This is a genomic window from Streptomyces stelliscabiei (assembly GCF_014873495.1).
Classification (GTDB): Bacteria; Actinomycetota; Actinomycetes; order Streptomycetales; family Streptomycetaceae; genus Streptomyces; species Streptomyces bottropensis.
On sequence record NZ_JADBGF010000001.1, the window covers coordinates 10,107,887 to 10,131,729 of the forward strand.

Here is a 23,843-nt window from a genome sequence, read left to right on the forward strand (position 1 = left end):
CACACCACTTTGCTTTCCACCGCCGTACGCCGCACCCTCGCACCGCGGCTGCACCAGGCTGACGCCGATCACCCCTGACAGGGGCGCCACTTCAGTGCGGGGTGGGGCACCCGCGGCGAGTTGGAGTACCACCCGGTGAGCCTCGACCTGGTGGCCGAGTTCCAGGCCGACATCGCTGTCGACGAGGGCCGTTACCGTCACCCAGTGCGTTCCCTGCGGCTTGGAGAAGACCTCACACCGGGCGACGTACCGCCGTTCGACAACTGAGTTCTCGGTTGGCATCCCCTCGTCGGCGACTTCACCCTGTCCTTCGAGACATTCAGCCTGCCCGACGGCAGCGACCAGGCCCTGATCACGCATCACGCGCACCCGGGATCGCCGTCCGCGGAGGCCGCGAGGCTGCTTGCCGGCTGGGGCGCGGACGCCACGCGGGCCGGATCGGACACGTCGGCCCCGTCCGCCTGACGGGACCGCGGACCGGCCGCATCCGCACCTGGGCACGCCGAAGACTGTCGTGCCGCTTCGACCTGCACCCTTGCCCCTGGGTTCTCCGGTGACCCGCACGAAGACCACCGACGATCCCGCGTCGGCCGCGCTCAGCAGGGTCAGAAGCCGTTGCACGTCTGCCGTCAGCGACGGCGATTCTAGCCCTGAGCTCTGCACGCAGTTCATGCTGGTCAGGGCGCTCCCTCATACGCGGAAGCACGGCAACGTGTGCACACCGAGCCTGCCCTTTCAGGGCTTCGGGTCGGTGGGTGGGTGTGTCGATGGTGGGCGTAGTCGCCGGTGTGCTGTTCGGCCCAGTCCTGCAGGTGTTGCAGTGCGGCGGTGACGCCGCGGGCGAGGTCGGTCAGGGCGTACTGCACCGTCGGTGGATGGCTGGGGTGCACGGTACGGGTGATCAGCCCACCGGCTTCGAGGTCGCTGTAACCGACGTTGCCGTGACCCGCGCCGTGAACACCGTGACGGTGCTCGGCGGCCCCACCGCGCTGATCCACCTGGCCGACTGGACGCTGCTGACCGACCCGCCCTCCGACGCCGCTGGCACCGAATACCGGGACGGCCCGGTTCTGGTGCGCAAGACCGCTGACCCGGCGCTGAAGCCCGCGCAACTGCCCGCTCTCGACGCCGTCGTGGTCGTGGGGCTGACCCCGCGCGCCACCGGTCAATGACTCACGTGGATCGGCCTGTAGCCGACCCGCCCGCCCGCAACGAAGAAAGAGAAGAAACATGACACCGGAAGTCGTGCACGAGTGCTTCGCCCAGTACCTCAAGGACCGGGACCTCGACGGACTGGGTTCCTTGTTCGACGAAGACGCCATGTTCGTACCGGGACCGGGACAGAAGCCGGTCTATGGCAGGGCAGGCATAAAGGAAGCACTGAAGTCCTACCTCCCTGCGCAGCGGCGGCACCGTTCTTCCACTGCCTACCCGCAACCCGCCCACCCCGTCCCGAAGCCGAAACCACAGGAGGCGTTTGGCGTGCGAAAGGACGCTGGGCGTGGCGCCCAGCCAACTACCGATGAACAACTGTTCATCAAGCCGTGCGTTCCAGCGCCATCACAGCTCCCGCCCTTGTCGCGTCGGTGCCCCAACTGGCCAGCATCTGGGAGGCAGTTCGGGGTTGATGTGCCCGCTATGAGCAGGGTGGCGCTGCGTCGCGAGGTCGGGTGTAGACCTCGTCGCCCGCCTCGCACCCGTGCACCGTGGGTCCAACGCGGCAGGCGACGCCCGCGACATCGCGCCCGTATGTGGGAGGGTGGACAAGGCTGCGTGCAGGCTCCGGGTGTCGAGGGGGCATTTCTTCCCGTACGGGTGTCGCGCCGCAGGTGAGGTGTGGGCGCGGTGCCGAGGGTGCGGCGTGCGCTCCGCGGTGTCCGCTTTTCACGCCGGTCAGTGCGCCGTCCTGGTGTCCCCTTCGTGCTCGATGCCCAGGAGGGCGAGGGCGTTGTGGATGCCCTGTTCGAGGACTTGGTCGGCGAGTTGCGGGTCGGCGAGGGCCCGTGCGAGCTGGAGGGTGCCGGCCAACATGGCGTACGAGCTGAGGGCCATGGGGCGGACCGAGAGCGGGTCACCCGGCGCCAGGCGGGCGGCGATGCCGTCGGCGACCACCAGTACGCCCTCGGTGTAAGCCTGCTTGGTCGGGTGGGTGCAGCGCCCTATCTCGTCGAGCAGGGCGGCGGACGGGCAGCCGACGTCACGGCTGTCACGGTGCCAGGGGGACAGGTACCAGCGCACGATCTGTTCGAGGCCGGCGCGGCCCGGTTCCGCGTGCGCGACGATAGTCGCGTTCTGGGCCTGCAACTGGTCGGCGATCGTGGTGGCCACGAGGTCGTCCTTGGACGTGAAGTGGGTGTAGAAGGCGCCGTTGGTCAGCCCTGCGTCCTTCATGAGCGCCGCGATGCCCGAGCCGTCGATGCCGTCCTCCTTGAAGCGGCGGCCCGCCGTCTCGATGATCCTCTGCCTGGTCGCCTGCTTGTGCTCTTTCCTGTAGCGCACCACACACTCCTCTACGCGCCGGGAGGGCTACTCGCTCTCCAGCGGCTCCTCCAATGTATTGTATTGTGAACGTAATTCAATAGCTCCGAATTCCGACGCTCTCGCGGCCGGGGTGGGGTTGCGGCCCCTCGGTCTCCGTTGTGCTGGACCGCTGGCGTTGCCGGCCCGTGTGCGGTCCCGAGGTCGGCTGCGGGCTTCGCCCTTCGTCGGGGCCCCTTGTGGACCCAGGGCGCGTCTGCTTAGTATTATGGACATAATTTAATTGCTCACGGCTCGCGTGGGGGATTCCGAGGTGATCGGAGCGAGCCGGAAGCCGCCTGGGTCACCCCAGGGGGCGACTAGGAGATCGAGCGATCCGAGCGGATCGTCGGTCTGGTCCACAACTCCGGCTCGCCTCGTCGCACGCCGGCCAAGGGCAGCGGCCCCACAGGCCCAGCATGTCTTGCGTGCTGCATGAGCAGATCCGCGAGAACGGACGGGCACCCGCCAACAAGAGAAGGACGTCATGCGTACGTATCTGGCAGACAAGGCCGAGAACCTCACCGTGGAGGGGCCCTCCGCGACCTTCACCTACCGGCGCATGGGTCCGCAGGGCGGTGTCCCGCTGGTCCTGCTGCAGCGTTTCCGCGCGACCATCGACTGGTGGGACCCGGAGTTCCTGGACTACCTGGCCGCCGACCACGACGTGGTCGTCTTCGACAACGTCGGCGTCGGCTACACCACCGGCGAGCCGCGCGACTCCATCGACGGATTCGCCGAGGGCGCCGCCGAGTTCATCGAGTCCCTCGGCCTCACGCAGGCCGACGTGCTCGGCTGGTCACTGGGCGGTTTCGTGGCCCAGCGCCTGGCCGCGCGTCGCCCGGAGCTGGTGCGCAAAATCATCGTGGCGGGCAGCGGCCCGAACGGCTGGGTGCCCGGTGCGCCGGAGGCGAGCCAGAAGGTCCTCGGCATCATGGCCAAGCCCGACGCCGACCAGGACGACATGCTGTACCTGTTCTACCCGGAGACGGAAGCGGCCCGCGCCTCAGGGCACGAGCACTTCTCCCATGTCGCGCCCCGGCTCGCCGCCGGTGGCCCCGCGGTCACCGAGGCGACGGCGCAGGGCATGCTCGCCGCGATCGGCCAGCTCCTGGCAGCCCCCTTCGACGACGTACAGGCCGAACTGGAGTCCATCAAGCACCCCGTCCTGTACGCCAACGGCCTGCACGACGTGATGGTCCCCGCCCACGCGTCCTACGTCGCCGTCCAGCACCTGGCCGACGCCACCCTCCTCCTCTACGGGGACGCCGGCCACGCCTTCCTCTTCCAGCACGCCAGAGCCTTCACCAAGCAGGTGGCCGACTTCCTCGCCGCCTGAGCACGTCGACCGCGCCGCCGATCCCGAACCCCGGCGGCGGCCGGCTGACAGTCGTGCAAGCGCCGCCTCACAGTCATGAGGCGGCGCTTGCACGATGGTTGACCGGCGTCGCCATCGAGGCGGGGCAGCCGGTGCGCACCGGCGACATGACGGGATTCTGGATTGTCGGTTCCGAGTAGGGCACCGTCGTGTAGCCAAGGCCCTCGCCGAAGGCGGACGTGATCCCCCCGCACCTGGCCCCAGTGGACCGGCAGCTGTCCGGCAGGGCGGGGAACGCTGAGCGGCAGCAGCCCGCTCGGCTCGATGGGCTCGAGTGCGAGCTCGGCGATCACCCGACCGCCCCGCATCCCCGGGTTGAAGGCTGGTCGATGGCGTCCGCACCGAGTTCCGTGGCGGGCAGTGTCGATAGCTTGCCCTGGATAAACGAGACGAGGGGCCGGTTGAGCTTCTGAGGTCGCCGAGGAGCGCGATGTGACAACCGATGAGATCCAGCGTCGCCGTGGAGCGGCCTCTTCCGGTCGGACCGACGGTGTCGCCGACGTAGTCCGCCTGGGACGCGACCGCCATCGCCTCAGCCAGTTCGGCCTCGCCGACCTCGACGGGCAGGGCCGACCGGATCGGGGATCAGCCGGCCGATCTGCGCCCAGCGACGGTGTTGCGCAGGAGCATGAGTGAACACCGCGACAGTTCGAGGACTGGGCGGACGTCGATGACGACGGCGCTCACCGCGTCACCGGCCGGGATGCTTTTGGGCCGGCCCGTGAGCTCAACGCAGCGGAACCCGTGGAAGGCCATGGCCGGTTCGAAGGCGTCTTCGCAGCCCCTCTAGATGAAGTGGCCGGTCGCCAGGCCGAACGCAGCGGCCCTACGCACAGCTCGCCGTCCTCAAGGACTCCGGGTGCCGCGCCGTGATGACGGTCCGCCACTGCGCGGGCACGGAGCTTGCGCCAGCCCACGATGTTCTGTCCGAAGGCGAGCAGAAGGGCACCCTGAACGTTGCGCCAGTCCACTGCGGGTGCAAGTCGGCGAGCGCTGTACCGGCGGCGCGGGATCGGGGTTGAGGCGGGCGTTGTCGTAGTCGACGGCTCGGGCTCCGGCCCGGCCTCCTGGAATCCGGTGCGCAGCCAGGCGTCGTCCTCACGCCGGCATCGATGTCGTGACCGCTGTACTGATCGTCAGCTGTCACCGGTCCGGGGCCGGACGTCAGCGACTCGCCGGTCACGACCAGCGTCTCGCAGCCGTCGGCGTAGGTGAGTCGCTCCTGCCCTGGTGGTGCGCTGGGCTGTGCGCCGCGAAGCCCGGCGGAACCAGTGATTCCACAGCTGTGCATCTCGTTCGGCCCCACCACTTGCACCCTAATTAAATTATGGTCATACTTCAATGGTCGACGGGTTGTTCAGAGACCTGATCCAGGCGGTTCTCCATGGGCCTCCTCCGGCCGTCGACTCCGGACTGCAGCCGCAGCCGGGAGACACGGGAGCACCGCTCTTCGCCCACCTGCGAGGAAGCAGAAATTGGCGCACAGTGGCGGTGACCCACACATCGAAGGGCACGACCGTGAACGCACGCGAAACACATGGTGACGTGGTGATGTCGTACAAGAACGCGCAGACCCGTACCGTCACCGCCGACGGAGTGACCTTCGCCTACCGCGACCTCGGCCCCCGGACCGGCATGCCGGTCATCTTCATCACCCACCTCGCCGCGGTCCTGGACAACTGGGACCCCCGGGTCGTCGACGGCATCGCGGCCAAGCGCCGGGTGATCACGTTCGACAACAGGGGTGTGGGCGCGTCCACCGGTGTGACGCCGAAGACCATCGAGGAGATGGCCAAGGACGCCGTCACCTTCATCCGGGCGCTGGGATTCGAGCAGGTCGACGTCCTCAGCTTCTCGATGGGCGCCATGATCGCCCAGGTGATCGCCGAGACCGACCCGCAGCTCATTCGCAGGCTGATCCTCGCGGGCACCGGTCCGGCCGGCGGCGAGGGTATCAAGAACGTGACCCGGATCTCGCACTACGACACCCTCCGGGCACTGCTCACCCTTCAGGACGTGAAGCAGTTCCTCTTCTTCACCCGCACCCCGAACGGGATTCGGGCCGGAAAGGAGTTCCTGGCCCGCCTGAAGGAGCGCACCAAGGACCGGGACAAGGCGATCCGCCCCACCTCCTACTTCTCCCAGCTCAAGGCCATCCACCGCTGGGGGCTGGCACAGCCGCAGGATCTCTCCCGCATCCAGCAGCCCGTACTCGTCGCCAACGGCGACAACGACCGCATGGTTCCGACGTCGAACTCGCACGACTTGGCCCGGCGACTGCCCAACGCCGAGCTGGTGATCTACCCCGACGGCGGCCACGGCGGCATCTTCCAGTACCACGAGCAGTTCGTGCCGACGGCTCTCGAGTTCTTCGGCCGGCCGTAGGGGCGCAGTGTGACCGGCACTCAGGCCGAGGAAGTTGACTCAGAGCCGTGACGCCCGGCGGGCGTCACGGCTCTCGTCACGTGTTCGACGTAACTGACCTGCTCGCCTCTCGGCCCTGCGGCGTCGAGGCGGCTGTCGTGCAGGATGGCGATGCGGAGACCGGTCGACGTCCCCTCGGGCCTCGGGACCTGGGACCCGGGCCCCGGGTCCCAGGCCCAGGACCTGCCCTGCCGCTACGGCGTATTTCGAACGGGCGCAGAGTCAGCCGCCGTACGAGCGGAGGACCCCCGCGCCGGCCGCGCCCGAGATCGCAGTCGCCCCGGGGGCCACCCGCTCACGCGGCACCGGCGTCCCGGCCCGGGCCAGGTCATCCAGCCGGTGCGGACGTGCATCGCGCGATGGCGAGGGCGTTCTCGATTCCCTGCTCGAGGACCTCGTCGGAGAGCCGTTGGTCGGAGAGTGCCCGGGACAGCTGCAGCGTTCCCACCGCCAGGGTGAAGAGCCCGACGGCCTGGCCGCGGGCGGACTGCGGATCCTCGGGTGCCAGGCGGGCGGCGAACTCGTCCACGATGGCTTTGGCACCGTGGGTGTAGGCGTCCTTGGTTCCGTCACCGCAGCGGCCGATCTCGTCCAGCAGAGCGGCGTTCGGACAACCGTCGCCGGGGTTGTCCCGGTGCTCGGGCGACAGATACGAACGGATGAGATCCTCAAGCCCCTCGCGGCCGGGCCGCAGCGTGCCGAACTGCTCCACCTGCGCGCGCAGCTGCTCGGCGACGACGTGAGCGACGAGGTCGTCCTTGGACTCGAAGTGGGCGTAGAAGGCCCCGTTGGTGAGCCCGGCGTCGGACATCAGCGTGGAGATGCCGGAGCCGTCGATGCCGTCCTGCTTGAACCGGTGGCCGGCCTTCTCGATGATCCGCTGCCGCGTCACCTGCTTGTGCTCCTTGGTGTAGCGCGCCACAGGGTTCCTCCCCAACTTTGCCGGACCATTGCCTTGTATCTCATCCTAATCTATGGTCTGACGCACGTAATATTATGGTCGGCAGGTGATTATTGGCCGATCTTCGCCCAGCAGACGGCAGGCCCGGCTCGACCGCCCTCACCCGCAGAACCAGGAGAGCAGTGATGCTCAGCCCGAGCCGCAACGTGTCACGACTGCGGACGGACACCGCGTCCCGATACCCGGAGTGCACCGCGATCGTCTTCGGCAAAGACCACATCACGTACGCCGCCCTCGGCGCCGCCGCCAACCGTGTCGCGAATCTGCTCGTCTCGCGCGGGATCCAGCCGGGCGACAAGGTCGCACTGTCCTGCCCCAACCTGCCCCACTTCTCCGGCGTCTGCATCGGCATCCTCAAGGCCGGCGCGGTGGTCGTGCCGTTGAACGTGCTGCTGAAGTCCCGCGAGATCGCCTATCACCACGCCGATCCCGACGCGAACGCGTAGTTCGCGTTCGAGGGCACGCCGGAACTGCCGATCGGGCAGGCCGGCCCCCACGCCGTTGAGGAAGGCGAAGACGGGACTGATCAGGACGACCTGGCCCTGGTTGGCGATGATCTGCTCCATCGCCGCGTTGACGGTGTTGACGACTCCGTTGATGTTCACGACCAGCACCTTGTCGACCGCGGGTGCGGGCGTGGCACGAAGTGTGGAGCCCTGCCCCACGATGCCGGCGTTCGCGATCACGACGTCGACCCGCCCTGACCGCTCACACGGATGGGCCACCACATCGTCGAGCGCGCTGCGGTCGCAGACGTCCGGGGTAAAGCCGACGACATGAAACGACGAGATGTCCGCTGCGATCTCCCGGCGTGTCCGGACGCAGATCCACGATGCCGACCCGGGCGCCGCGGGAAAGGAGGTTTCGGGCCGTAGCGCTGCCGAGTCCGCCGGTGCCGCCGCTGATGAGTGCGACCTTGTCGGCGAGATCGAACGCATTTATAGGGACGCCTCGTCTTCGGCCACGGGATGGGGTCGAGTGCACGTCCGCAGCGGCGGCTCCGGATTCGGAGCCGCAGAGCGGGACCTCGTGGTCATCGCCGGCATACCGCTCGCGTCGCGAGCGCATGTTCACTGCTGCCTGGTCGTGTCGTGCGTACGCCGAAGCGCCCGAGGGAGGCGACTCCCTCGGGCGCCGGGTCATGCTTCGTCAGGCGGTGTGGGTGGGGTAGTCGGTGTAGCCGGCCGCGCCGCCGCCGTAGAAGGTGGCGGGGTCGGGGGTGTTCAGGGGTGCGCCGGCGCGTATGCGTTCGACCAGGTCGGGGTTGGCGAGTGCCATCGAGCCCACGGTGATGACGTCGGCGATGCCGTTCTCGATGTCCTTGGCCCGGGTGGCGACGTCGGTGCCGGCGCGGTTGAGGATCAGCGTGTGGGGCCACAACTCGCGCAGCGTGCCCAGGAGTTCCTCGTCGCCGCCGTGGGCGAGGTGCAGGTAGGCGAGGTCGAGGGGGGCGAGGGCGCGCACGAGGTGCGGGTAGAGCTCGTGGGGGTCGTCCTCCGTGAGGTCGCCGAGCTGGAAGGGGTTGCCGGGGGAGAGTCGGATGCCGGTGCGGTCGGCTCCGATCTCGTCGGCCACGGCGGTGGCGACCTCGACCGCGAAGCGGATGCGGTTGTCGAGGGAGCCGCCGTACTGGTCGGTGCGCTGGTTGGTGTTGGTGGCGAGGAACTGGTGGACCAGGTAGCCGTTGGCGCCGTGGATCTCGACGCCGTCGGCGCCGGCCGCGATGGCGGCCGCGGCGGCCTGCCGGAAGTCGTCGACCGTCGTGGTGATCTCTTCGGTGGAGAGTGCGCGCGGCTCCGGCATCTCCTGCATCCCGGAGGCGGTGAACATCTGGCCTGCCGGCCTGATTGCGGAGGGGGCCACCGGCTGGCGGTGGTGGGGGGTGTTGTCGGGGTGGGAGATGCGCCCGACGTGCATGAGCTGGATGACGATGCGTCCGTCGGCCCTGTGCACGGCGTCGGTGACCCTGCGCCAGCCGGCGATGTGCTCGTCGGTGTGGATGCCTGGGGTCACCGGGTAGCCCTGGCCGTCGGCGGAGGGCTGGGTGCCCTCGGTGATGATGAGGGCGTGCGAGGCGCGCTGGGCGTAGTACTCGGCGTTCAGCTCGGTCGGCACGCCGTCCGGGGTGGCCCGGCTGCGGGTGAGGGGGGCCATCGCCAGCCGGTGCGGCAGGGAGATCTTTCCGGCGACGGTCGGGGTCCACAGGCTGTCGAGCATGAGTGCTTCCTCAGGTGTTGGCGGCGGACATCCGGCAGATCTGCGTTCCGGGCTGTGGATCCGATGAGACATCCGCCATGAGCATGGGTAAATTACATTACGTCCGTAATGTATTGCTGGGTGACGGACGGCCCGGGAATGGCCGGGACGGCCGTCCGTCGAGGATGTGCCGTTCGCCTTGCGCGCGCAGCTGTCTACTCGTCGAGGAACTGAAGGGCGTGCTTCAGGAACCGCTCGGGGTACTGGAACTGCGCTCCGTGCCCGGCGTCGGGGTAGATCAGCAGTTGGGCGTTGGGGATGTTCTGGGCGAGGTGCCGGGAGTTGATCGAGGCGATCATCACGTCGTTCTCGCCGTTGAGGACCAGTGTCGGCTGGGTGATCGCGTTCAGGTGGGCGTAAGGGTTTTCGCCCGGCAGCGGCTCCGCGTAGGCCATGGACGCTTCGAACTGCGCCTGCCCGACTGCGGACGAGCTCGGCGGGTCCTGTTCGGCCCGCTGGTGGCGGCGCTCCCAGAATGCCCGGCCCGCTTCGACCGCGGCTTGCGAGCGGCCGAAGAACAGGAAGAGGAAGTCCTCCAGGCCGGGGACCGGATTCAGCGCCACCTCGGGCACCTTGGGGTCCATTGCCGGGTCCCCGCCGCGCAGGCCGGTGCCGAGCAGGAGGAGCTTGCGCACCAGCTGGGGGTGGCGCAGCGTGACTTCCTGTGCCTGGTAGCCGCCGAGCGAGAAGCCGAGCAGATCGACCTGATCCAGCCCCAGCGCCCGGATGACCGCGGCGATGTCGTCGGCCATGTCCTCGACCCGGTTGCGCGGCGTGCCGGATGAGGAGGCGATGCCGCGCCCGTTGAACAGGATGACCTCGCGGCCTTCGGCCAGGCCGTCGGTGAGCAAGGGGTCCCAGTTGTCCATTCCCCCGCGGAAGTGCTGGACGAGGAGGATCGGGACGCCGGAGGGCTTGCCCCAGCGGCGGTAGGCGAAGCGGTCGCCGTCGACCTCGATGTACTGGGTCGGGGCGGTCACATGCGTGTCACTCATGGTCTGTGGCTTTCTGGAGGGGGTGAGCAATACAATGACGGTCGTAATATAAAAAGTCAAGCTCTTAGATGTCGATCGACATCTATATATGCTTGCCCGTCGAGCGTCGACCATGGAAGGGGCGGCTGGACATGCGAGTGACCAAGGCGCAGGCGGAGCAGAACCGTGCGCATATCGTCGCGACAGCCGCCAGGCTGTTCCGCGAGCGCGGCTATGACGGTGTCGGGGTGGCGGAACTGATGGCAGCCGCCGGGTTCACCCATGGCGGGTTCTACAAGCACTTCCGCTCCAAGGCCGATTTGATGGCAGAGGCGTCCGCAAGCGGGCTCTCACAGATCGCGGCACGGACGGAAGGTCCGGGCCTCACCGAGTTCGTCGAGAGCTACGTCTCCCGGGAGCATCGCGACGGGCGAGGCGACGGCTGCACCATCGCGGCCCTCAGCGGCGATGCCGCACGTCAGCCGGCGGACATCAAGAAGGTGTTCGCGGCCGGGATCGAGAACCTGCTGACGGCCCTTCAGGCCTCAAGCGGCACGTCGGGCGATGCGGACCAGCGGGCAGCCCGCGCCATGGTGATCGACATGCTCGCACATTCGGTCGGCGCGGTCATGCTGTCGCGGGGATGCCCGGACGGTTCTCCGCTGGCGGACGAGATCCTCGATATCTGCCGCACGGGGATCCTCGCCTCACTGGCACACGGCAGCATCGACCAGTCGGCGGCACGGAGCCCGGAAGCCTGACCGCAGCCGACCCCGACCACCCGTGGGTCAGACACTGACGAGCCCGCGATTTTGAGCCGATGGTGCGGCATGCAGTGCCTTCTCCAGGGATGGTCTGCGCCGCTGCCGAGAGCTGTTCATGCGCCGTCGACGACGTCACGGCACCGGACGGGGGAGCGGTCGACTGGGGCCTGTTCTGAGTTGAGGTCACGGGAGGGCTGGAAGGCTGCGTAGCCAGAGGATGGACCTGCGCAGGTGGAGTCCTGCGGCATAGCTCTCGGGTGTCTTGTCGTAGCGGGTGGCCAGCCCCCGCCATTCCTTGAACTTGTTGATGGCGCGCTCGACTGTGTTGCGGTCTTTGTAGAGCGTGGCGTCGTGGCTGCTTTACCTGATGCATGTCAGCAGCGAGGACCCGGACGTGGTCTGGATGTGCGAATGCTTCGCCGACGAGGCGGCCTTCGAGCGCGCCGTGTCGCTGGTGCACGCGGAGGTCACCGAACGCCTCCACGAACTCTGCACCGCAGGGACGGAGGCGTACCGGCTCGGCCTGGTCGCCGGGAAGGGGCTCCCGCGGCGCCTTGGGACAACGCGCGTCCCGACGGTCAGGCGCCGCAGGCCCCGTTTCCGCCGAGGCTGATCATGGCGCGATACAGCTGCTCCTCGGTGAGCGGCGGCGCCGGTAGCGGGTGGGCGCGGTCGGTTCGGAAGCCGTCGAGCAGAAGGTAGAGGTGGCGGCGCCAGGCGTCCGGGGCGATGGCGTGGGTGGCCTCGGTGACGCGGCTGTGCGACCAGATGACGAAGGCAAGGTCCTCGGGGGTGAGGTCGGGGCGCAGGCTGCCCTGCTCCTGCGCACGCTCGACGATGTGTACACCGAGTTCGCGGATGCGGGTCTGGGCGCCCGCCAGGCAGGCGCTCTCCGGCAACCGTATGGAGGCCAGGTCGTTGAACCCCCGGTCCTGTGACTGGAGTTCGCACATGGTCTCCAGGAAGTGGCACAGCCCCGCCCAGGCGTCATCCATGGTGACGGCCTTCTCGGCGGCCTCCCGCCAGACGGCCAGCTTCCCGGCGAAGGTTGCCTGCACCAGGTCCAGCCGGGTGGGGAAGTGCCGGTACAGCGTGCCGATGGCCACCCCGGCCCGCTTGGCCACCTGCTCCAGGGGTGCCTCCATGCCCTGCTCGGCGAAGCAGGAGCGGGCCGCGGTGAGCAGGGCCTCGCGATTGCGCTGCGCGTCGCGCCGCAGGGGGCGGACGGGGGCCGGGTTCCCGGCGGAGGCGGACGGAGGGTCGATGGCCATGTCACTCAGACTATCAACCGGAGGGATGCCTCATGTTCTCTGCTACGATCCAAGAACATGAGGCTGCCCTCGACTTTCAGTCCTGACCGCTGACGTGGCGGGAAGTGCACCTCATCCGTCCAGCCCGTCCGACCACAGGAGCACCACCCATGCCCGTCATCGCCGTCATAGGGGCAGGCCCCGGCCTGGGCCTGTCCATCGCCCGCCGCTTCGGAAGGGAGGGTTTCCAGGTCGCCCTGGTCTCCCGGACCCAGGACAAGCTCGACGCGCTCGCCGCGCGGCTCGCCGCGGAGGGCATCGAGGCCGCGGGCTTCGCCGCGGACGTGACGCGTCCCGACTCGCTGCAGTCGGCGCTCGCCGCGGTCGCCGACCGGTTCGGGGCCGTCGACGTACTGGAGTACTCACCCGCCGACCCCACGTTCGCCGGCGCCGCCGCTGTCGACGCCACGGCGCAGGACCTCCACGAGCAGCTCGACTACTACCTGTACGGAGCGGTCGCCGCGGTCCGTCAGGTGCTGCCCGCCATGCTCGAACGCGGCAGTGGCACCCTGCTGTTCTCCACGGGCGCCTCCTCGGTCCGACCGATCGGCGGCGCGTTCGGCAGCATCGGCGTCGCGGCGGCGGCCCTGCGCAACTACGCCATGGCCCTGGGCATCGACCTCGCCGAGCGCGGAGTGCACGCCGCGCACGTGGCCATCGGGGTATTCATCGGCAGCGGTCCCGGCACCGAGCCGGAGACCATCGCCGAGCACTACTGGGACGCGTACACCAAGCGCGACCAGGCCGAGATCGTCCACACCGTCCCCGGCGGCATCTGGTGAGCACCTCCGGCACACCCGCGGCGAACACGGCCAGGCCACCCATGGTGAAGATCTTCCGAGCCGCCAACAAGGTCGTACGGCCGCTGCTCGCCTCCCGCTTCCACAAGCCGCTGAGCGGGCGCCTGATGCTGCTCACGTACAAGGGGCACAGGACGGGCCGCGAATTCACGGTCCCCATCGGCTACTTCGACTGGGATCCCGGCACGGTGCTCGCCATGTCCTCCCAGCTCGGCTGGATCCCCAGCATGCGCCAAGGGTCCGCCGTCCGGCTGCGCATCCGGGGCCAGGACCACGGCGCCGTCCCGACGGTCGTCGAGAACCCTGAGGAAGTCGCCGCCCTGCTGGGCGAGTTCGGCCGGCGCAAAGGGCCCAAGGCCGCCAAGGGGCTGATGCTCGGCCTCCCGGGCGACCGGCAGCCCACCGACAACGAGCTGCGCACGGCCGCCGCCAAGACCCGCTTGGTCCGCTTCCGGATGGAGCCCGAGCGGCCGGACCGGCAGTACTCGACCGGCTGATGCGGTCGACGGAGACCCTTCTCGCCCGCAAGCACTACCACCATGAGCGCCAGGAGCGAATCATCACCGAGGCCCTGGCCGACCGCTGGCCGGACCCTGAACGGCAGCAGGCACTCCGGCTGGTCGCCATGGCCGGAGTCGGCACAAAGATCTGGAGCAGCCTGGAACGCCATGGGTCGCCGGCCGACCATCTGGACGAGGCGTTCGCGGCAGTGCAATCCGAGTTGACCCGGTGACTCGACTGCGCCGGACTCGCGGCTCGCACTCCGGCTAGGGCCTGTCCGACGTTGAGGTCACGGGAGGGCTGGAAGGCTGCGTAGCCAGAGGATGGACCTGCGCAGGTGGAGTCCTGCGGCATAGCTCTCGGGTGTCTTGTCGTAGCGGGTGGCCAGCCCCCGCCATTCCTTGAACTTGTTGATGGCGCGCTCGACTGTGTTGCGGTCTTTGTAGAGCGTGGCGTCGTGGCTGACCGGGCGGCCGCCGGAGCGTCCTTTCTTCTTGCGGTTGGCGGCCTGGTCGGCCTTCTCCGGGATCACCGCCTTGATGTTGCGTCTGCGCAGATGGGCGCGGTTGGCGCGGGAGGGGTACGCCTTGTCTCCGGCGACCGCGTCCGGCCGGCTCCTGGGGCGGCCGACCGGGACACGCACCTTGATCTTGTTAAGGACCGGAACGAAGCGCGGGCTGTCCGCGGCCTGCCCGGGGGTGAGGATGATGGACAGCGGGCGGCAGCGCCGCTCGACGGCGAGGTGGACCTTGCTGGTGAGTCCGCCCCGGGAGCGGCCCGGTTCGGCGGCCCGCAGTCGGGCTCTGTGGTGTCGGCGCTCGGCGCGGCGATGTTCCCGCTCGCGGTTCTCCCTGTCCGCGGCCCCCTCGCCTACGGGATCGTTTTGCCCCTTTGCTGCAGCCCCTTTTCCTCCGCCACGGCCTTCTCCGGGTCCTCAAGGAGCTCCGGTTCGACCACCATGCCCGCTGCGTGGTGATGCGCGCGGGCAACGGTCGAGTCCACACTGACCAGGCTCAGATCGACATCGTCGCGGGCCCCCGCCTCGGCGATCATCGCTTCCATGAGGGTTTGGAAGACTTCGTCACGCGCCCACATCCGGAACCGGTCATAGATCGTCGACCAGGAGCCGTAGCTCTCCGGCACATCCCGCCAGGGACTGCCGGTACGGAACCGCCACATCACCGCGTTGAAGTAGCTGCGCAGGTCAGGGATCGGTCCGAACGGCCCCAGCGGGAGGTGCGGCTCAATCAACTCCCACTCGGCATCAGTCAGAGCACCACGAGTCACGCCACCGGTCTACCGCAGCCAGCACCCTCCTGAAGCGGGAATGATCGATTCCGTGATCTCAACTTAGAACAGGCCCTAGCACGTGACGACCGGTGCGTGGTGGGGCATTGCCCGTCGCGTTTTCCGTGTCCGGACCCCGGCGGGTGCGGCGGGACTCTCCGGCCGGGAGCTGGCGCCTCCGGCCGGGAGCCGACGGCCGGGCCGCCGTGGAAACGCGCCCGGCCGCCGTGGGGACTCTGGTGTGGGCCGGGGACGGAATCCGCCCGGGGTGTCGCGGCGCCTACGGGCGCCCTGTGGGGCGCTGCGGTCGGTCGTGGGCGCGGCCGGGGGACTCAGAGGGCTTCGTTGACCCGGCCGATGTACTCACCCAGCTGGTACTCGACGTCGAGGCCCTTATCGGCGGCCACGGCGCCGAGCCCGACCGCACGCGCGGCGAATCCCGGCTGCGTCAGAGTGCCCGCGAACTCGCCGAAGGCGGCGATCAGGTGGGCGTCCGGCGGCAGTGTCGCCCGGTTGACCTGGGACTTCGCGGTCGCCAGTGCCCGCCGGTCGAAGGAGGCAAGGCGGGCGACGGTCGCGTCGACGAAGGCGTCGAGCTCCGCGTCGGGGAGGGTTCGGGTGACCCATCCCCAGCGCTCGGCCAGGTCGGCGTCGTAGTCGGCGCTGGTCAGGATCGCCTCCAGTGCGCGGTCGCGGCCGATCGAGCGCGGGAGCCGCTCGGCGCCGCCTCCGCCGGGGACGAGGCCGAGGCCGACCTCGGGCTGGCCGAAGTACGCCTTCTCGCGGCTGGCGTAGCGCAGGTCGCAGGCGAGGGCCAGCTCGTTGCCGGCGCCCCGGGTGCGGCCCCGGATGGCCGCGATGCTGACGAACGGAGCCTTGCTCAGCCGCAGGACCATGTCTGTCCACAACGGGTTGTCGTCCTCGTGCTCGGGCACGGGAAGGTCGGCGGCCGCGGCGGCGTCGAAGTGGTTGATGAAGAAGTCGGGGAGTTCGCTGGCGAAGACGACGACCTGGATGTCCGGGTCGTTCTCCAGCTCCGAGACGATCTTGTGCAACGTCACGATCGACTCGGGAACCACCAGGTTCACGGGAGGATTCGAGAACGTGATCCTCGCGGTCCGCGGATTCGTCCGCTCAAGGCGGATCGTGCTGGGCTGGCTCATGGCGTGGTTTCCGTTTCGTGTTTCGTAGGGGGCTTGGGCTTGGGCTTGGGCTTGGGTTTGCGTGGCCGTGATCGCGTTCGGCGACCACGGAGCTGTTGCGCCGGGTGGGGTGCGGGTGTCGTCGGCTTGTCACTTGGAGCTGCGTCGGCTGAGCCGGTCCCGCCTGCACCTGTGCGGCATGGTGTGGGCTCCGTTCGTTCGGGCTGATGGCTAGCCACCGCTCGGTCTTCACCATTTACATTACAATCATAATGTTATGGGTCGGGAAACGCTCAGCGGACAAGACCCGACACATGGGGCGAGTCACCGACCGGCCGCTCCCATGGATGGCCGACCGGCGAACCGCAGCCGTCGGGACCGTCCGGCGGCGTACGAGAGCGGGAAAGGTCAGGCGGGCGGAAGAGATCCTCGTTTTCGAGCGAGGCGCCGACGAGGTCTTTGCGGATGGCCGGGGGGTGGGGGAGTGACGATCAGGTTGTCGAGCGCGGTGATGAAGCCGGCCATGCTGATGATGACCGCGGCCCCCACCGCACTGCCTCCCGAACCGGTCGCTTTGTGATGCTGTGTCAGGACGTTCCCTTGGTGGACGTGTCTGGCGGTTGGCCAGCGAGGATCGGCCCTCCTCAGGGGAGTTGCGGGTAGAGCGCCGATACGCCCCCGGACAGGGCGGCCTGTGCCTGGCGGGCCGCGTTGTCGGCGAGGATCTCGTAGGCGCCGGCGGCGACACCGTCCACGGCGATGCGCGCGATGTCGGCCGGGTGGGACTTGGGCGCGTCGACGGCCCGGACCATGTCGGTGTCCATGTAGCCGACATGCAGACCGGCCACCCGGATGCCCTGGTCGGCCAGTTGCACGCGCAGGGTGTTGGTGAGTGACCACTCCGCGGATTTGGCGGCGCAGTAGGCGCCGAACTCCGGGAAGCTGACCCAGGACAGGCCGGACAGGACGTTCAGCATGGCCCCGCCGCCGTTGGCCGCGATCTGGGGTGCGAAGGCGCGGGCCACCGTCAGGGTGCCGAGGTAGTGGGTGTTCATCTCCAGGCGGATGTCGTCCAGGTCGCCGGTGAGCAAGTCGGCGCCGGTGGAAGATCCCGCGTTGTTGACCAGGATGGTTACATCGCCGGTGGCCGCGGCGGCGGCCGCGACGGAGGCGGGGTCGGTGATGTCGAGCGCGATCGGCTTGGCGCCGGGCAGGTCGACCTGGTCGGGGTTGCGGGCGCCGGCGTAGACGGTGGCGCCGCGGCTGAGCAGTTCGGCGGCGAGGGCCCGGCCGAAGCCTCGGTTGGCTCCGGTGACAAGGGCGGTGCTGGCGGAGAGGTCCATGAAGGTTCCCGGTGAAGTGGAGGGGAGATGGCAAGAGCGCTGATGGCGTGGCCTGATGTGGCCCTTATTGAATTACGATCATAATCGTAAGCGGGTTGAGTCGGCGATCGCAACCGATCCGCCTGGCGACCGACGCTGCGCCGGGCACCTTGCCCGAGCGCCGTCAAGGACCTGATCGACGCGGGCAAGGTCAAGTACTTCGGCCTGAACTAGGCCGGCCCGCGGACCATCGGCAGGGCGCATGTCGTGCAGCCGGTCTCCCTACTTCAGACCGAGTAGTCCCGCCGAGCGGGACGCCGAGCAGCGCGCTCCGCACCGTCGGCCGGCCGACGCCGCACTTGCGCGTCACGGCCCGCTTCGTAATCCAGCGATGCCTTCAGCCGGCCGCATCGAGAGCTGCTGTCGTGCGCCCTGCCGCACGTGGGCGTTGACTGTCAGGCGGCGGTCTCCCTCAGCTGCGGGGAGGAGTCCTCCGCCCGCAACGCATAGGCCGCGGCGGCGGCGTAGGAAGCCTCGACGACAAGAACGGCGATCAGCAGCGCATGGGGCCACCCGTCCGCCACGATGCTGACCACGCGCCCCACAGCCAGGCCGCTCATGAAGGTGAACAGCGTGATGAGCGACGTCCTGGTGTACCGCGTGTTGGAGGCTCCCAGGCAGAACAGGATCGCCAGGGCTACGAACAGTGACCCGGAACCGCTCCTGAAAATGTTCGCCTCCGACGGCGACTGGATGTCGACCCCGTAGACGTCGAGCAAGAGGTGGGGAGCCAGGAGATAGATCAGCCCGATCACGGCGATCCCGAGCCCCGCGGAACCAAGAACCATCTTCTTCAGACTCATCTTTCTGATACCTCCGGTTTGGGCTCTCATCGAAGAAGCGCCAGAACATGCGGTACGACTTGCTCGTGATGTCGGAAGACGCCGCCATGGCCGGCATCGGATGAAGAATCGCCTTGAGCTGGGCAGCGACCCTCTCGGTGAGGTGCCTGATACGGCCTGTCCGGGCGGGATCCCGGAAGATCACCGGAACGGTGACGTGTGAAATGCGGTGGTCAGGCGCCGAGATGCCGGCGCAGCCACTGGCCCATCTGCGCGATCGCCTGGTCGACTTCGGGTACGCGGCCGGCGGCGAGGATGAACGAGTGCTGTCCTTCGGGCATCGGGTGGACCTCGGAGGTGACCTTGAATTCGGTGAGTCGGCGTCCGAGTTCGGCGCCGTCGCCTGCGAGGGTCTCGTACTCGCCGTAGTGCACGACGGTGGGTGGGAGGCCGGTCAGGTCGGCATTGACGAGGCTGATCTTCGGGTCGGCGAAGTCCAGGGAGGGGTCCTGCAGCCAGGCTCCGCGGAAGAGTTCGAGGGTGCTGCGGCTGAGCATCTTGTCGTTTTCCTCGTTCTCGTCGACCTTGGAGTTGGCGATGGTGAGGTCGGTCCACGGTGAGATGCTGACGATGGCGCCGGGGGTGGGTTCGCCGTTGGCGAGGAGCCGCAGCGGCAGCATGATCGCGAGGGTGCCGCCGATGGAGTGGCCGGTGCTGCCGATGTTCTGCGGCTGGTAGCCCTGCGCCAGCAGCCACCGGTAGGCGGTTTCGGCGTCGTCGAGCTGTGCCGGGTAGGGATGTTCGGGGGCCAGTCGGAAGTCCACGACCAGTGAACGGATCCCTGCGGCTTTCGCGATGTGGCCGGCGGCCTTGCGGTCGGAGTGCACGGACGCGGTGACCGAGCCGCCGAAGTGGAAGTGCAGCAGCGCCCGGTCGGGGTCCGCGTCGGCGGGGATGCACCAGAGGGCGGGGACGCCGCCGGCGTCGGCCTCGGCGTAGGTGACGCCTTCCGGTTCGGTCGAGGCCAGGTGGTGCGTCTCGACGATGTCGCGCACAACGCCCAGGTCGAGGCCCGGCGTGGACGATTTGGCGCGCACGCTTTCCAGGAACTGCGCGAACTGCCACGCCTGCGGACTGGTTCCCACGATGACACTCCTGTCTGTGCTGGGCACGCTGGTCGTGCCCAGCCGGTTCGGTGATGCAACAAGGTGCTGGTAAGCCGTGCTCGCCGGCTCGGCGGCGAGCGTCAGCCGGGCATCCGGCTGAGTTTGCGGCCGCTCCTGTCGAAGGTCCGGGTCGCCACGATGCGGTGCAGCACGCTGATGCCCGGGGACGCACCCGTCACGAGGGCCACCGGCCGTGTCGCTGTCATCGTCAGCTCCCTGGTCATTTATATTACGTTCATACGACTATAAGGCGGGAGGGTGCGGGGGCAACGGGTTGGGGGAAATAAGATTATGGTCGTACGTCAACGTGCTCGGAGACGGCGGGCGGCCGCCGGTCGGACGAGTGCAGGAGTGTGCGGGGTGTGATGCGGACGAGACCGCAAGCAGGCGATGCGGCGGCGGATCATCGAGGCAGCCGGCCGCCAGTTCAAGTCGACGGCATCGACGGCGGGGATCGCCGCGCTCATGGCGGATGCGGGGCTGACCAACGGTGCGTTCTGTGCCCATGTCGACTCCAAGGACGACCTGGTCGCTTCCGCGGTCGCCGACCGGCTCCGCGAGCAGCGCGAGATGCTGGGTGCGGCGCCGCCCGGTCATCTCGGGAGATCCCCAGCGTTTGCGGCACTTCCCTCCGCCTGGGCTCTGTCGAGTTCTTCCTGGAATGCAACCCAGGAGGGGCACTTGATGAGAATGTCCCGTGCTTAGGTGAGACGTCGCACCCGGTCTCTGCCTGGACGCCTGCAGCGCGGAGTACGCCAACGGCACGAAGCTCGTCCTGTGGTCCTGCAACGGTCAGGCCGACCCGAGGTGGAGTCGGACGTGACCGACCGTTCCCGTGCCCCTGTTTTCCCGGAGACGAGGGGAGCCGCGTGAACGGGCCGGACCACAATGAGCTGTTTCCAACCTCAGTTTGAGCAGGTCAGATGCAGGGTGAGGACGGCCTGAACCAGGCTGGTGATGCGAGTCGTGGAACATCGCAGCTTGCGCAGGAGCCGGCAGGTCTTGAGGGTGGCCATGGCCTGCTCGACGAGCGTAAGGATCCTTGCATGCGAGCGGTTGACAGCCTGCTGCCTGTGGAAAGCGTCTCCCAGCGACCCCAATAGGGCAGCCGTACGGTGCCGCCGGCGCCCCGGTAACCCTTGTCGGCCCAGCACTCCACGCCCGCTTCCTCCAGGGCGTCGATGATGCCGTGGGTTCGCGCGGCCTTGATGTAGCGGACCGCGCCGGACAGTGCAGGCGATGCCCACACCAGTCGCCCGGCGGGATCGGTGATGATCTGCACGTTCATACCGTGCTTCTCATGTTTCCCAGAGTAGAAGGGCCGGTCGGCCGCGATTCGGTCGATCGGCAGCAGCGTGCCGTCCAGGATCACGAATGCCTTGGTGGAGGCGGTGCAGGCGGCGGTCCGCAGGTCGCAAGCCAGCGCGGCGAGGGACCGCACCCGCAGTAACCGATTCAAGCGCTGAACACTTCGCGAAGAACCCGCTGCAGGCGGTCGCGAGCCGGCAGGTCGGCAACAACGACGAAAGGCGGATCAGCGCGCCGGCTCGGACGTGCCTCGCGCCTGGTCGCGGCTGGCGACCACCAGGTATCCATCGCTCTCGGGGTCGAAGGTGGTGGACTGCACCGTGAGCCCGACACTCCGCAACTGCGCCACGAGGTCCTCGTACCGGTAGGGCCAAATGGACAACCGCTCCGAGCAGGCTCGCACTGCCCCATCCGACTCGATCTGGGCGACCACGATCTCGAGGAAGTGTTCCTGCTCCCAGCGCTGCTCGATCTGCCAGTAGTAGCTGACGACCGCATCCCGGTCGTTGCGGCGGATGAGTCGATCGCGGACGTCTACCCGTGAGCCGGCGGAGCGCACGAGCTCCCAGTTGCGTGACGTGAGCACGAGGCGTCCGCCCGGATTCAACAGCCGCGACATCGCTTCCAGTGCGGTCAGGCGCCCGGCTGCGCCCTCAGCGTGCCCGAGCGAGTTGCCGACGCAGAACACCAGATCGAACGTGGAGTCCTCCAGGTGGTCGGGCAGCTCGTCCCAGCTCGCGCGGAGGGCTCGAAGCGAGACACCCTGCTCGTCGGCGGCCTTCTCGGTCCGGCGAACCATCCCATTGCTGGCATCTGCGGCGACCACGTCAAGGCCAAGACTCGCGAGACCGACGGCGAGCTGGCCGGTTCCACACGCGCAGTCGAGGACGCGCGCGTTGGGCGGCAGGGAGCCCACGACATCGCTGTAGTAAACCGCGGCTGCCTGGGCAGGGGTCAACCTGTCGTCCCCGATCAGCCACTCGTATACGTCGGAAAGCGCCCCATAACCAGCCACCGCGATAACCTCCATCACTCGACGACACGCGGGCTAGACCGCGCCTGCGATTCGGACCTTGCGCCTCGCACTGTGCCGGGCCGTGTCAGCGAAGCATTGAGCAGGACCCAACCACTTCCGGCCGCTGAGACTCCACCGGATTTCGTGGGAAACCGCGACACGCCGCACCGACGCAGGTCCCCACTACACCGGCGCCCCATCGGCCGCGATGGGGACCGAGGCCGGCAAGCGCGCGTACACCGCGGAGCGCTTTAGGCACAGCCATCCAACTTCAGCTTGAGCTGGCCAGATGCAGGGTGAGTACGGCATGGACGAGGCTGGTGATGCGGGTGGTTGAGCAGCGGAGCTTGCGCAGGACTCGCCAGGTCTTGAGCGTGGCGATCGCCTGCTCGACGAGGGCTCGGATCTTCGCGTGGGACCGGTTGACGGCCTGCTGATTTGTGGAGAGGTTCTCCCAGCGGCCCCAATATGGGACGCGGAGCGTGCCTCCCGCCCCTCGGTAGCCCTTGTCGGCCCAACAGGTGATGCCGGCATCGGTGAGGACATCGACGATGCCGTGCTCACGAGCGGCCCGGACGTCATGGATCGCACCGGGCAGGGCCGGTGAGGCCCACAGCAGTCGGCCGGCCGGATCGGCAAGGATCTGCACGTTCATCCCGTGCTTCTTGTGCTTGCCTGAGTAGAAGGGCCGGTCCGCGGCGATGCGATCGGTCGGGAGCAAGGTCCCGTCCAGCAGGACGAACGCTTTCGTCGATGCCGTGCGTGCCACCTCTGCAAGGCTCGGAGCGAGAGCTGCCAGGACCTCCACCGCCTCGGCGATGTACCGATAGGCGGTCGTGGTCCCGATGCCGAACCCAGCCGCGAGCTGGGCATACGAGTGGCCGTTGCGGAGATGGGCGAGGGTGAGCAGGGCCTGCCGGCCCGGAGTCAGCCGCCGCCAGCGGGTGCCGATCTCCTCACGGCGTCGGCGGAGCTCGGTGGACAAGAAGCGCAGGGCAGAGCTGGACACGTCCAGCCCAGACGGGTAGCCAAGCACACGAAGCCTCTGGTGGGGCGAGGGAATCTTGGTCGTGAACCCGTCTACCAGGGGCTTCACCACGTTGTCAGCCCAACTACCGGACATCAGAAGCAGGTTGGAAAAGGCTCAATGTCTGTTGGCGCCACAGAGATCACAACGTCGTACGCGCATCTGCGATGGTGGGCGGATGAGCAAGGTGTGGCAAGGACACGTCATCGATGGCACGCGCTTCGTGGTCCCGGCGTCCGGTGTGACGCCCGAGGCACGTGCTGTGCGCGATCGGCGTGGGCCTGGATCCCGATGTCATCAGCCGGGTGGTCGAGGAGGCGGGCGCGGGGGACTTCACGCTCGACGAGTTCCAGCGGGAGCCTGACCCCCGGATACGTGAGGCGTTCGACGTCGCGGTGGCTTCCCGCCGGGCCACCGGCGTCGACGAGTTCGGCGACGACGACTGGGCCGCGGTGGACGCACACGACTCGGTCGCCTATGTCCTGTCACCGCCGGTCTCCCAGGTCGCCAGCCTCGATGTGTCCCGCCGGGCGCTGGCCGTCACCGCTGCCCTGCTGGCCAACGGAGCCACCGCGGTGAAGAACGAGTCCAGCGGGGTGGCCTGCGGTCGGGAGCGGTGGCTGGCCCTGGCGAGCGAGGCGGCGGCCGCCGGGACCGCGGACGACCTGGTCGGCGCCCTGGTCCGGGCGTGGGTCGTGCCGGTGATCCACGACGGGGAGGTCTCTTACAGCTGCGGCATGCACCGGACTGCGCGCGGATTTCACGCACGTCCAGTCCATAGATTTTCAGTTCTGACACGGACGAATTCAGAACCGGCTATAAAAAAATCCTGAGCTGAAGCGCGATAGG

The 23,843-nt window shown here is 68.4% G+C and carries 24 protein-coding genes and 4 pseudogenes; 12 read left to right on the plus strand and 16 right to left on the minus strand.

Annotation, left to right across the window (positions count from 1 at the left end; translation table 11 throughout):
* Positions 1-135 precede the first annotated feature (135 nt).
* Both H4687_RS47825 and H4687_RS44220 read left to right on the plus strand, forming a co-directional pair.
* On the plus strand, positions 136-267 hold the full coding sequence (locus tag H4687_RS47825) for a hypothetical protein (protein WP_257034252.1): 132 nt from the start codon (positions 136-138) through the stop codon (positions 265-267).
* Between the two features lie 24 nt (positions 268-291).
* A pseudogene (locus H4687_RS44220) lies at positions 292-465 on the plus strand (transcriptional regulator); the annotation flags it as partial.
* Between the two features lie 212 nt (positions 466-677).
* On the opposite strand, the gene H4687_RS47165 reads toward H4687_RS44220, so the two are convergent.
* Together H4687_RS47165 and H4687_RS44235 are read right to left on the minus strand one after the other, a co-directional pair.
* The gene (locus H4687_RS47165; RefSeq protein WP_318787731.1) at positions 678-1,322 is read right to left on the minus strand and encodes a winged helix-turn-helix transcriptional regulator; all 645 of its coding nucleotides are present in this window, start codon (positions 1,320-1,322) and stop codon (positions 678-680) included.
* Between the two features lie 571 nt (positions 1,323-1,893).
* Positions 1,894-2,502: a TetR/AcrR family transcriptional regulator gene (locus tag H4687_RS44235; RefSeq protein WP_046919617.1), complete on the minus strand. Its 609-nt coding sequence runs from the start codon at positions 2,500-2,502 to the stop codon at positions 1,894-1,896.
* Positions 2,503-3,004: 502 nt separating this feature from the next.
* Here H4687_RS44235 and H4687_RS44240 point away from each other — a divergent pair.
* A complete protein-coding gene (locus H4687_RS44240) occupies positions 3,005-3,856 on the plus strand; it encodes an alpha/beta fold hydrolase (RefSeq protein WP_046919616.1) in 852 nt (283 codons plus the stop codon).
* 1,557 nt (positions 3,857-5,413) lie between these two features.
* Positions 5,414-6,280 (plus strand): alpha/beta fold hydrolase, encoded by an 867-nt coding sequence (locus H4687_RS44245; RefSeq protein ID WP_233443651.1) that lies wholly within the window; start codon positions 5,414-5,416, stop codon positions 6,278-6,280.
* 367 nt (positions 6,281-6,647) lie between these two features.
* Here H4687_RS44245 and H4687_RS44250 read toward each other — a convergent pair whose 3' ends face one another.
* Entirely contained in the window at positions 6,648-7,241 is a 594-nt protein-coding gene (locus H4687_RS44250) for a TetR/AcrR family transcriptional regulator (protein ID WP_046914613.1), read from the minus strand.
* 164 nt (positions 7,242-7,405) lie between these two features.
* On the opposite strand from H4687_RS44250, the gene H4687_RS47170 reads away from it, so the two are divergent.
* A complete protein-coding gene (locus H4687_RS47170) occupies positions 7,406-7,726 on the plus strand; it encodes an AMP-binding protein (protein WP_046914614.1) in 321 nt (106 codons plus the stop codon).
* 81 nt (positions 7,727-7,807) lie between these two features.
* Here H4687_RS47170 and H4687_RS47175 read toward each other — a convergent pair.
* From H4687_RS47175 to H4687_RS44265, 3 genes and pseudogenes are all read right to left on the minus strand, one after another.
* Positions 7,808-8,218, minus strand: a pseudogene (locus H4687_RS47175) (SDR family NAD(P)-dependent oxidoreductase); the annotation flags it as partial.
* A 211-nt stretch (positions 8,219-8,429) separates the two neighbouring features.
* On the minus strand, positions 8,430-9,497 hold the full coding sequence (locus tag H4687_RS44260; RefSeq protein WP_046914616.1) for an alkene reductase: 1,068 nt from the start codon (positions 9,495-9,497) through the stop codon (positions 8,430-8,432).
* Between the two features lie 194 nt (positions 9,498-9,691).
* Positions 9,692-10,531, minus strand: coding sequence for an alpha/beta fold hydrolase (locus H4687_RS44265; RefSeq protein ID WP_046914617.1), 840 nt, complete (start codon positions 10,529-10,531; stop codon positions 9,692-9,694).
* A 68-nt stretch (positions 10,532-10,599) separates the two neighbouring features.
* On the opposite strand from H4687_RS44265, the gene H4687_RS44270 reads away from it, so the two are divergent.
* Together H4687_RS44270 and H4687_RS44280 are read left to right on the plus strand one after the other, a co-directional pair.
* Positions 10,600-11,271 (plus strand): TetR/AcrR family transcriptional regulator, encoded by a 672-nt coding sequence (locus H4687_RS44270; protein ID WP_225967009.1) that lies wholly within the window; start codon positions 10,600-10,602, stop codon positions 11,269-11,271.
* Between the two features lie 370 nt (positions 11,272-11,641).
* Positions 11,642-11,887: a hypothetical protein gene (locus H4687_RS44280; protein ID WP_143685337.1), complete on the plus strand. Its 246-nt coding sequence runs from the start codon at positions 11,642-11,644 to the stop codon at positions 11,885-11,887.
* On the opposite strand, the gene H4687_RS44285 is transcribed toward H4687_RS44280, so the two are convergent.
* On the minus strand, positions 11,853-12,545 hold the full coding sequence (locus H4687_RS44285) for a TetR/AcrR family transcriptional regulator (RefSeq protein WP_046914620.1): 693 nt from the start codon (positions 12,543-12,545) through the stop codon (positions 11,853-11,855). The two genes, H4687_RS44280 and H4687_RS44285, sit on opposite strands and share 35 nt — an antisense overlap.
* Positions 12,546-12,694: 149 nt before the next feature.
* Here H4687_RS44285 and H4687_RS44290 point away from each other — a divergent pair, with 149 nt between their 5' ends.
* From H4687_RS44290 to H4687_RS44300, 3 genes are read left to right on the plus strand one after another with little or no spacing between them, the layout of a single operon-like run.
* On the plus strand, positions 12,695-13,366 hold the full coding sequence (locus H4687_RS44290) for an SDR family NAD(P)-dependent oxidoreductase (protein ID WP_046914621.1): 672 nt from the start codon (positions 12,695-12,697) through the stop codon (positions 13,364-13,366).
* Between the two features lie 41 nt (positions 13,367-13,407).
* Positions 13,408-13,881, plus strand: a complete 474-nt coding sequence (locus H4687_RS44295) for a PNPOx family protein (protein WP_046914622.1) — start codon at positions 13,408-13,410, stop codon at positions 13,879-13,881.
* Entirely contained in the window at positions 13,881-14,117 is a 237-nt protein-coding gene (locus H4687_RS44300) for a hypothetical protein (RefSeq protein WP_050399436.1), read from the plus strand. Before H4687_RS44295 ends, H4687_RS44300 begins: the two co-directional genes overlap by 1 nt.
* Positions 14,118-14,174: 57 nt before the next feature.
* Here H4687_RS44300 and H4687_RS44305 read toward each other — a convergent pair.
* From H4687_RS44305 to H4687_RS47830, 6 genes and pseudogenes are all read right to left on the minus strand, one after another.
* Positions 14,175-15,172 (minus strand): annotated as a pseudogene (locus H4687_RS44305) (IS5 family transposase).
* 332 nt (positions 15,173-15,504) lie between these two features.
* The gene (locus tag H4687_RS44310) at positions 15,505-16,335 is read right to left on the minus strand and encodes an enoyl-CoA hydratase/isomerase family protein (protein WP_046914625.1); all 831 of its coding nucleotides are present in this window, start codon (positions 16,333-16,335) and stop codon (positions 15,505-15,507) included.
* Between the two features lie 623 nt (positions 16,336-16,958).
* Entirely contained in the window at positions 16,959-17,657 is a 699-nt protein-coding gene (locus H4687_RS44315; protein ID WP_046914627.1) for an SDR family oxidoreductase, read from the minus strand.
* 434 nt (positions 17,658-18,091) lie between these two features.
* On the minus strand, positions 18,092-18,499 hold the full coding sequence (locus H4687_RS44320) for a DUF4345 domain-containing protein (RefSeq protein ID WP_050399437.1): 408 nt from the start codon (positions 18,497-18,499) through the stop codon (positions 18,092-18,094).
* Between the two features lie 212 nt (positions 18,500-18,711).
* Entirely contained in the window at positions 18,712-19,623 is a 912-nt protein-coding gene (locus tag H4687_RS44325; RefSeq protein WP_046914628.1) for an alpha/beta hydrolase, read from the minus strand.
* 101 nt (positions 19,624-19,724) lie between these two features.
* Entirely contained in the window at positions 19,725-19,850 is a 126-nt protein-coding gene (locus H4687_RS47830; RefSeq protein WP_257034248.1) for a hypothetical protein, read from the minus strand.
* 184 nt (positions 19,851-20,034) lie between these two features.
* On the opposite strand from H4687_RS47830, the gene H4687_RS44330 reads away from it, so the two are divergent.
* Positions 20,035-20,349, plus strand: coding sequence for a hypothetical protein (locus H4687_RS44330; RefSeq protein WP_050399438.1), 315 nt, complete (start codon positions 20,035-20,037; stop codon positions 20,347-20,349).
* Positions 20,350-20,549: 200 nt separating this feature from the next.
* Here H4687_RS44330 and H4687_RS44335 read toward each other — a convergent pair.
* From H4687_RS44335 to H4687_RS44345, 3 genes and pseudogenes are all read right to left on the minus strand, one after another.
* A pseudogene (locus H4687_RS44335) lies at positions 20,550-21,085 on the minus strand (transposase family protein); the annotation flags it as partial.
* A gap of 93 nt (positions 21,086-21,178) precedes the next feature.
* On the minus strand, positions 21,179-21,982 hold the full coding sequence (locus H4687_RS44340) for a class I SAM-dependent methyltransferase (protein ID WP_179859921.1): 804 nt from the start codon (positions 21,980-21,982) through the stop codon (positions 21,179-21,181).
* A 256-nt stretch (positions 21,983-22,238) separates the two neighbouring features.
* A complete protein-coding gene (locus tag H4687_RS44345) occupies positions 22,239-23,003 on the minus strand; it encodes an IS5 family transposase (protein WP_046914629.1) in 765 nt (254 codons plus the stop codon).
* 266 nt (positions 23,004-23,269) lie between these two features.
* Between H4687_RS44345 and H4687_RS44350 the strand changes: the two genes are divergently transcribed.
* Positions 23,270-23,827 (plus strand): hypothetical protein, encoded by a 558-nt coding sequence (locus H4687_RS44350; protein WP_159026124.1) that lies wholly within the window; start codon positions 23,270-23,272, stop codon positions 23,825-23,827.
* Positions 23,828-23,843 lie beyond the last annotated feature (16 nt).